Source organism: Pseudomonas sp. CIP-10, from assembly GCF_020911845.1.
Classification (GTDB): Bacteria; Pseudomonadota; Gammaproteobacteria; order Pseudomonadales; family Pseudomonadaceae; genus Aquipseudomonas; species Aquipseudomonas alloputida.
Genome location: NZ_CP087160.1, coordinates 3277487 through 3286283, shown reverse-complemented (window position 1 = coordinate 3286283; position 8797 = coordinate 3277487). Strand labels below are relative to the sequence as shown.

Below are 8797 nucleotides of genomic sequence, written 5' to 3'. Positions count from 1 at the left end.
AGGTATGAGAATAGGTGAACTGGCAAAAATCAGTGGACTGGCAGCGTCACGCATTCGATTCTATGAGGCCAGTGGCCTGATCAGCTCAGTCGAGCGCAAGGCCAATGGATACCGGGACTATGCGCCTGATACCGAATGGGTGCTGCAACTCATAACCAGCGCACAGGCAGCAGGTTTTTCTTTGGAGGAGATCCGGCAATTGATGCCGATGGACGCCAGTGGCTGGCGGCACGACGAGTTGCTCACTGGGCTCAAGCAAAAGGTTGAGGAAATCAGTGCGCTGGAGGAACGGCTGGCACAAAACAAAGCGCAACTTCTGCGCGTCATCGAAGGCATCGAGGGTAAGCCCGAAGGTATGGCGTGTGCGGACAATGCGCAAATGCTGATAAATCGTTTGCGTGAAGAAGGGGTTGGCCAAGCGTCCGGCAAGCGTGCGGTAACGTCTTCAACGAGAAAAAACACCCGCCAGGCTTCCGGGGCCTGACAGGCGCAAAAGGTCTCAGCGCTCGCCAATCAGGCCGGCGAGCGGTTTGGGTGCATAGAGCGCACTCTGAAACGCTGGCACGTATTCGTACTTCATCATTTTCCCCAACTTCAGGGTGCGGAGGTAATTCGATAGAGCGCCGTCGCCTAGTGTGAGGGTGGCTGAATCTGCGTCGCGGCTCGAGCCGTGACGCAGTTGGCGGGAAACCGCATAACCGTATGCCAACTGGCCCTGATGATCGAGATTGGTGAAGCTGCTGGTGACGATATCGACTTCGCGAGAGAGCTTGTCGAGTTTCTTCGCTTTGAAGGACACGTCGACTTTTCCGGTCTGGCTGTCGGTGATGTCATAGACCACAGACTGGGCATCTTCTTTGCGGTTGATACCGGTCAGCCATTTAGGCAGGTTGTAACCGACGACACCACGCACCCGTGCAAGCTCGGTATTGACCGGCAGCTTGAGTACATAGCCCCAGAAGTCGCCGGACATCGACTGGCCAATCAGTGTGAACGGACCCAGATTGGCTTTGCCTGGCGTGTTGGTAATGATCGACACGGCCACTTCGTTATAGGCGTCGTTATCACAATGCTCATAGGTGTATGCAGTAAACGCGACCAGGCCACGGCCTGGCCAGACTTGCAGGGGAGATGCGGTTGCTAGTACTTCCGGCGGCATCAATGCCCGAAGTGCGTCCAAGTCGGCCGTGTAGACAGCCGTTACCCGACTGTTCTGGTAGTAGAAGTTCGGGGAGTATGACTCGAAGCCGATGTCGACCTTGTGCTTTTGCAGTCCTTTGAACCAGCTCAAATCAACACCCGGCAGCTCTGCTGCAATCACCGACAAGGGCGGGTTCGAGCGATAACGGTCGTACAGGCCGCCTTTGACGACCGGCACCGGGTGGCCTGCGATTTCGATTGTGCTGGTTTCAGTCGGCGTGAGCATTTCAGGCGTCCCCGCCAACCCTTGGTTGGCAATTGAGCTGAACAGCAATCCTGTTAATACGGTGCGTGCGAGTTTCAATCGGTCTTACTCCGCGGGTGGGAACTGCTTGAGGGGTCAGCGAGCTACGTTGTTGCCAGAGAGCACCGCCACCACGGCTTCAGCTACGGCTTTGGGCGATTGAGGGTTTTGGCCGGTGACAAGCCTTCCATCCGTGATGGCAAATGACGTGAAGGGCAGCCAGCCTTTGCGGTACCGAGCCCCCTGACTCACCAACTTGTCCTCAAGGACGAAGGGCACCTGGCTTTTCATGCCGGAGAACAGCTCTTCGCGATCAGAGAAGCCGGTGATGTTCTTGCCCTTGATGATCAACTGGCCCTTTTCATCCTTCAGATCCAGCAGGCCCGCTACGCCATGGCAGACGGCCGAGACGATGCCACCCTGGTTGTAGATGGTTTCGGCGACACGTCGCAGGTCGGGATTATTGGGGAAGTCCCACATCACGCCATGGCCCCCGGTGAAGTAGATGACGCCGAACTGGGACGGATCGATATCGGCGATCGACAGCGTGTTTTGCAAGCGAGTGCGAAAGGCCGGGGACTGCAAATGCTCACGCGCGGCTTTGTCCATGTACAGCCAACCGAGACTGCGCTCGTCCAGTGGCACCGCACCGCCTTTGGGACTGGCAAAAACTGTGCTGTAGCCAGCCGCCTCCACCACATCGGTGAAATGCGTCAGCTCAGTAAGCCACAACCCCGTGGAATCGGTGCGTGAGGGATATCTGGCGTGATTGATCATGATCACCAGAATCTGGCGATTCTTGGCAGTCGTTGTGGAAGCGGCGGTGCCAGCATTTGCAAATGTCATGAAAGCGCTACCTATCAGTACCAACGCATAAGAAACAAAGGTCTTGAGCATCATCCGAGCTCCATCACTCAAGCAGGCCAGTGCATGCTCACCTTAAACCTCGCTTTAAGGTCAATCCCCTTGCTGCAAATAATGTCCGATGCATTTGGCGCTGGGTTTGATTCGCGCTCGAGCTTTTCACCCGGTACGGCCAAGACTTCGATTGAACACTCCCCACTCGGTTGTTGGACGCCCATCGGGTGACGCACTTGCCAGGTGCCGGCGTATTGGAAATCGACTGATCTTGAAAAAGGTATTGACCTTAAAGTTGACTTCAAACTTAAGGTGGCCTCATATCCAGTTGAGGACTGCTCCATGAATGTGTTCGACACCCTGATGCTTCCCAACGGTTCGACCGTCAAGAACCGTATCGCCAAAGCCGCCATGGAAGAGAGCATGGCGGATGCCGACCAGGCGCCTTCCGAAGCACTCATGCGTCTCTATCAAGCGTGGGCCGACGGTGGTGCCGGCCTGATTATCACCGGCAATGTGATGGTCGACGGCCGCGCCATGACCGGACCGGGTGGTGTGGTGTTACAGGACGATCAGCAACTGGACAAGTTCAAGCGCTGGGCGCGTATTGGTCGATCCGGCGGCGCGCAGTTCTGGTTGCAGATAAACCACCCAGGGCGGCAGATGCAGTCCAATCTTGGGCAAAAAACCTGGGCACCGTCAGCCGTGCCGCTGGAACTGGGCACAATGTCCAAGCGTTTCGCCACGCCTCACGCGATGCCCCCCGGCGTGATCGAAGAAGTTATTCAGCGCTTTGCGAACACCGCACGCCTGGGCGAACAAGCCGGATTCACAGGTGTGGAGATCCACGCGGCCCACGGCTATTTGTTGAGCCAGTTCCTTTCGCCGTTGACCAACCAAAGGAAGGACGAGTGGGGTGGCTCTCTGGAAAATCGGGCGCGCCTGTTGCTCGAAATCGTCAAGGCGGTCAGGGCCGTGGTTTCTGTGGATTTTGCAGTGGCGGTCAAACTCAACTCCGCCGATTTCCAGCGTGGAGGGTTCACCACCGAAGACGCGAAAAAGGTCGTTAAGTGGCTCAACGACCTGGGCGTAGACATGGTGGAATTATCGGGAGGCAGCTACGAAGTCCCCGCCATGCAGGGTGACGCGCGCGATGGTCGCACCCTGGCTCGCGAAGCTTATTTCGTCGAGTTCGCCCGTGATCTCCAAACCGTCGCCAAAATGCCGGTGATGGTCACTGGCGGTATACGTCGCCGCGCGGTGGCCGAAAGCGTCGTGCAGAGCGGTGTGGACATGGTGGGTATCGGAACGGCGTTAGCCATCGATCCGCACTTGCCTCGTGACTGGTTGCAGGGCAAAGACAACGCCCCTCAATTGCCGCCGATCACCTGGAAAAACAAAGCCATCGCATCCTTGGCAAACATGGCAGTAGTGAAGTTTCAACTGCGCAAACTCAGCCGGGCTAAAAAGCCTGATCCGAGCGTTTCGCCGTTGCGCGCGCTGATCGTGCAACAGCTCTTCATGGCTTATCGCACGCGCCAGTATCGAAAATGGATTGAAATGTCTGCGCATGACAAGGGCCTGGGAGACGCAAGATGACGATCGCTGTAGAGGGCTCGTTGGCTGTTTGGCAATGCGCCTGAAGCAGAAGTTTGGGACCGGCATTTTGTGACTTGTGGCCAGAATCGAGAGGAGGGCGGGATTTTTGATAATTGGCTCGTCCCGGCTAGCCTGGCTTCAGATGTCTTCGCAGATGTCCAGACGTTGGTAGATGGCCAAGCAGATTCCCGGTAGCGAACACGTTCGCGTGTTTCCCGATATCAGCTTCTGCGCGGCTGAAGGGGCATGACCCATGCGCGTATCTATCGATGTGCCGACGCGGCTGCCGACGCAGTGGATCGTGTCCCGAGAAGTGGTGTAACTGAACCAGCCGAAGGCGCCCTGCGGGCGAAAGAGGATGGTCATCGTGGTTCTTGGCTAACGTTGAGTTTGCGGACTTAACCTTCACCAGAGAAACCACGATGACCAAGCCCACTATCGCACTGACCGAGTTGGTTGAGAAAGGGGCAGACGCTGATCTGCTCAAGCAAATGATCCAGTTCGTTGCCCAGCGCATGATGGAGTTCGATGTCGAAAGCCTGTGCGGCGCCGGCTTCGACGTTAAAAGCGCTGACCGGATAAACAGCCGCAACGGCTACCGTGACCGCCTCTGGCAAACCCGCGCCGGCGATGTCGATCTCAAGATCCCGAAACTGCGTCAGGGCAGCTATTTCCCCGGCTTTCTTGAGCCTCGCCGTACTGCCGAGAAGGCCATGGCGGCGGTGATCCAGGAAGCCTATATCCAAGGCGTTTCAACGCGTTCGGTGGACGAGCTGGTCAAGGCCATGGGCATGACCGGCATTTCCAAGAGCCAGGTGTCACGGCTGGCCGGCGAGATCGATGAACGCGTCCACGCCTTCCTTGATCGGCCTCTGGAAGGCGACTGGCCTTACCTGTGGATCGACGCCACTTACGTCAAGGTGCGGGAGGCCGGACGCATCGTCTCGGTCGCCGTAATAATCGCCGTGGCCGTGAACACTGATGGAGGCCGCGAAGTCCTGGGTATGCGGGTTGGACCGTCGGAGGCCGAGCCGTTCTGGACGGACTTCCTGCGAAGCCTGATGCGGCGCGGCCTGCGTGGCGTGAAGTTGGTCATCTCTGATGCCCACGAAGGTCTGAAGGCTGCGGTTTCCAAGGTCTTCAATGCGACCTGGCAGCGCTGCCGCGTGCATTTCATGCGCAACGCCATGGCCCATGTCGGCAAGGGCCAGCGCACCATGGTAGCGGCGCTTCTGCGCACGGTTTTCGCCCAGGATAGCCGCGCTGAATGTCATCAGCAGTGGCGCCTGGTGGCTGACCAACTGCGCGAAAAGTACCCCAAGATCGCGACACTCATGGACGGCTGCGAGGACGAAGTGCTGGCGCACATGGCGTTTCCCAAAGCGCATCGACAGCAACTGCACAGCACCAACCCACTGGAGCGGCTCAACGCAGAGATCAAGCGCCGCACCGACGTCGTGGGCATCTTCCCCAACGATCCTGCGATCACAAGGCTGGTAGGGGCGATGCTGCTGGAGCAGAACGACGAATGGTGCCTGCAACGGCGATATATGCAGTTGGAGGCCTTTGAAGCAGTCAGCGATAATCCACAGGCCAAGCTGTCGGCCGTGATCAACTAAACGGCAAACTCAGTGGCCAGAGCCATGATGAGTTACACCACTTCCTGGGACACGATCACGCAGTGAGCCAGTGAGACCGAGCAACTGCTTCCGCATCTGCTGATGGCTGACTGATCTGTGCAAGGTGTGTACGCTGGCCGCTTACTCTTTAGCACTCCATTCGAGATATCCATATGACACCCAATCCGACAACCGATAACGCATTACGCGTTGCGTTGGTGACAGGATCAACGTCCGGTATCGGTGCAGCCATTGCACGTGTCCTTAGCCGGGCAGGCTATGCGGTGGTGCTCCATTCGCGAAATTCTGCGGATACGGGACGCGCGATGGTTGCCGAAATGAAGCAGGCTATTTACTTGCAAGCTGATCTTGCTGTCGAAGCTGACAGGGTCAGGCTTGTTAACGAGGCTATCGCCGCGTGGGGGCAGCTCGACGTACTGGTCAATAACGCCGGTATTAGCAGAGTCATTGCGCACGGCGACCTTGCCGCTGCCAGTTCGACGGTGTGGCACGAGCTTAACGAGGTTAATGTCGTGGCACCGTTCCATCTGGTTGCTTTGGCCGAGTCGGCACTGCGCGATGCCGCCCGTTACCGTCGAGCAGGTTGCGTCGTAAACATCAGTTCGCATGCCGGTACCCGTCCTAAGGGCGCATCGATTCCCTATGCGGTAAGCAAAGCTGCGCTAAATCACATGACCCGCTTGCTCGCGTTATCGCTGGGGCCAGACATTCGCGTAAACGCTGTGGCGCCTGGCTTGGTCGACACGCCTCTGACCGCAGAGTGGACAGAGGCCCAAGAATTGTGGCGAACTCGCGCACCTATGCGCAGGGCCGCCAGCCCCGACGACATCGCAAAAGCGGTTGTCATGCTGGTCGAGTCGGACTACCTGACCGGCGAGATACTCCTTTCAGACGGTGGGTTGAATCTGACTTAGGTTTAGCGTGTTCCGGTGGAGCAGAAGAGCCACGCTGTTTCACCGACTCGCTCATACGCCGGACGGATAGCATAGGCATCTGTAGCCAGCTTCTTGGCGTCCGCTGTCACGGGGCAGGCCCAGAGTCGATCCCCTCTATCCGCGTCTGAAGCCTTTGCATAAGTACTTTGCGAGGGTGATAGGATACTCGCCGGTGTCACCTCAGGATTCTGGACAGGTCTACCTCGAAGTAATCGTAGGTCACCGGTTCAAGCGCCTTGACGATGTCGCGGTAGATAACCTGACGTTCGACCAATGCAGTGGTGTAACGTTGGAGCTGTGGGGGGCTCATCAAATACGCTTCTAGCAGGGTTTGCGCTTCGATGATGTCACTGTAGAGAGGGTACGCGTCCGCAGATTCCACCCCGTTTGCTTTGGTGACTACAATGTTATGCCGTAGTACGCCTCTTAGGAAAGTCGCCAGGATCATGATGTCGACAATGGGCGTGCCGGCGTAGGGAATGCCGCAGTGGGTCTGCCCGTTGAGCAAAATGAGTGGTTGGATTTTGAAGTCTTCGGGCAGACGGAAATCACGTCTCGCGCACTCTTCACGGAACTGTTTTTTGTATTTTTGGATGTAGTCTGTCTTGCGTTTAAGTTGGGTCTGGGCCTCAATGATCTTTTCCCGATGCTTGAATACTTCATCGGGGTCGACCGGTTGCAGAAAGCATTTTGCTTCGCCAATGACAACGACATTACCGATGCGCAACACGATGTCGATGTCTTCGAAGAGAGGTTCTTCCTCAACGTCTCCCGGTAAATTGAATTTCAACGCGTGGGGCATCAGAGCAACGTCCCGCTTTATCGGGGAGGCGCTGATGGTGTAATTCAACACGTCGCGCAGATAGTTTTCAAATGACAGCCCACGGGTATCAAACTTCGCACCGAGTTGGCGGATCCAGATGTCTACGTTGCGCTGGGTTGTGCCCAGTGAGGGGGTAAAGAGCACCAGCAGCTCGCTGTCGTTCAAGGCGATAAGGGGCTGTGTCCATAGTTCATTTTCTTCATGGCGCTGTGCTGCTGAGGGTGAATAGGTGAAGAACTCGAGCAGCTTGTGGCTGATGTCGGCGGTGACGCACAGTGAGTCACGGATGGCTTCTATTAACGCACCTCGTGGGATTCTGGGCGTGGTGAGTTCGGCCAATGCTTGGGTGGGGGTTTGCGGGTTGTTGGATACGTGAGACCCCTTCTTCAAAAGTGCCACCAAGCTTTGCAGCACGGTCCAGCACTTGATCACGTCGATTATCGTGCCTCCTGCGAGCCGAGGGCTTTGAAATCGGGCAAGTTCTGCGTAGTACGGCTGCAAGGCTTCTTGCATGAGAACGTAGCTTTCGCGGGACCGCTCACCGATTGTTTCATCCGCTGCCAGCACGAAGGTGTAGATTCCGTCGACGGCAGTCACTGCAACGATGGGTCTAGGTATGCTGAGCGCGGCATGGCTGTTTGAGCGGCGGGCTTGCTCAAACATCGAGTGATGGTGAAGGCTACTGGCGTGATGAACGGCACTGCGACGACTTAAGGTTATCCACTTCCAATTTGCGTCAGCGGGCCGTGCTGGCGACAACTTGACGCCTTCAGCGGACTCGGTGAAAACGTAGTTATTCCACAGACACTCTTCCCATAAGTCTTCGATAATTTTGTAGAAAGTTCCGGTGGCGTAATCCACTGCGATATCGCTTTGTGATGCTGTTCTCGATTGCGTTTCTTTGGCGTGCGACGGCTTCTGGCTAAGGATCATTCGAAGCGGGAGTTGTAGCCCGTCGATATCCGATTGCGCGATCTGATCCAGCGAATGGGCTACACCATCACGGTCATGCACGCTGGGCAGGATATGGCTTGCACTTCGCTGCGCAGGATTCTGCGCCCTGGACTTACGAACAATGTCGGCAATTGATAACTGGTAGCCGATGGCGTTCAAGTTAGCATGGCTGACGAACGCTAACAGCTTGTCATTCCGGCTGATTTTCTTGTCAGCCGCGAAGCTCAACTCGCTCCTGATGGTTGAGAAGGCCCGGAAAAACCAGACACCGGCTTCGTATAAATTTTTGGACGCTTGATCCATTCCGTCGAGTTCAAAAGCCGCTTTCCATTCAGCCAGATTGAAATTTCTCTGATTTGGGCGGGCGACTTGGTTATCCCTGACACGCTTTGCAAAAGTCATCGAAACTCCTTGATTCATGATCACGCTGTAGAGCAACGGCCTTAGCGATATGCAAATAGCCGTGATCAAGAATTCCCCACCTTGGGTAATGGCATTGATTTTAACCCCTGCCTAAGTCGAAACGGGAGCCTGCTTGGCGGGC

The 8797-nt window shown here is 56.4% G+C and carries 9 protein-coding genes; 5 read left to right on the top strand and 4 right to left on the bottom strand.

The window, feature by feature from the left end; translation table 11 throughout:
- Window positions 1–4 precede the first annotated feature (4 nt).
- Window positions 5–484: a MerR family transcriptional regulator gene (locus LMH93_RS14930; protein ID WP_185280290.1), complete on the top strand. Its 480-nt coding sequence runs from the start codon at window positions 5–7 to the stop codon at window positions 482–484.
- Between the two features lie 15 nt (window positions 485–499).
- Here the strand turns inward: LMH93_RS14930 and LMH93_RS14925 are convergent, their stop codons facing one another.
- Window positions 500–1426: an acetoacetate decarboxylase (ADC) gene (locus LMH93_RS14925; protein WP_108191060.1), complete on the bottom strand. Its 927-nt coding sequence runs from the start codon at window positions 1424–1426 to the stop codon at window positions 500–502.
- 114 nt (window positions 1427–1540) lie between these two features.
- Window positions 1541–2344, bottom strand: a complete 804-nt coding sequence (locus LMH93_RS14920; protein WP_185280291.1) for a type 1 glutamine amidotransferase domain-containing protein — start codon at window positions 2342–2344, stop codon at window positions 1541–1543.
- Between the two features lie 300 nt (window positions 2345–2644).
- Here LMH93_RS14920 and LMH93_RS14915 point away from each other — a divergent pair, with 300 nt between their 5' ends.
- Window positions 2645–3901: an NADH:flavin oxidoreductase/NADH oxidase family protein gene (locus LMH93_RS14915; RefSeq protein WP_230064319.1), complete on the top strand. Its 1257-nt coding sequence runs from the start codon at window positions 2645–2647 to the stop codon at window positions 3899–3901.
- Window positions 3902–3970: 69 nt separating this feature from the next.
- A complete protein-coding gene (locus LMH93_RS29920; protein WP_347881766.1) occupies window positions 3971–4096 on the top strand; it encodes a DUF6196 family protein in 126 nt (41 codons plus the stop codon).
- Here LMH93_RS29920 and LMH93_RS14910 read toward each other — a convergent pair.
- Window positions 4040–4267: a hypothetical protein gene (locus tag LMH93_RS14910; protein ID WP_230064318.1), complete on the bottom strand. Its 228-nt coding sequence runs from the start codon at window positions 4265–4267 to the stop codon at window positions 4040–4042. The genes LMH93_RS29920 and LMH93_RS14910 overlap by 57 nt on opposite strands.
- Before the next feature lie 56 nt (window positions 4268–4323).
- Here LMH93_RS14910 and LMH93_RS14905 point away from each other — a divergent pair, with 56 nt between their 5' ends.
- Together LMH93_RS14905 and LMH93_RS14900 are read left to right on the top strand one after the other, a co-directional pair.
- Window positions 4324–5520: an IS256 family transposase gene (locus tag LMH93_RS14905; RefSeq protein WP_230064317.1), complete on the top strand. Its 1197-nt coding sequence runs from the start codon at window positions 4324–4326 to the stop codon at window positions 5518–5520.
- Window positions 5521–5693: 173 nt separating this feature from the next.
- The gene (locus LMH93_RS14900) at window positions 5694–6455 is read left to right on the top strand and encodes an SDR family NAD(P)-dependent oxidoreductase (protein ID WP_019751731.1); all 762 of its coding nucleotides are present in this window, start codon (window positions 5694–5696) and stop codon (window positions 6453–6455) included.
- A gap of 196 nt (window positions 6456–6651) precedes the next feature.
- Here the strand turns inward: LMH93_RS14900 and LMH93_RS14895 are convergent, their stop codons facing one another.
- Entirely contained in the window at window positions 6652–8655 is a 2004-nt protein-coding gene (locus LMH93_RS14895) for a hypothetical protein (RefSeq protein WP_230064316.1), read from the bottom strand.
- Between the last annotated feature and the right edge of the window lie 142 nt (window positions 8656–8797).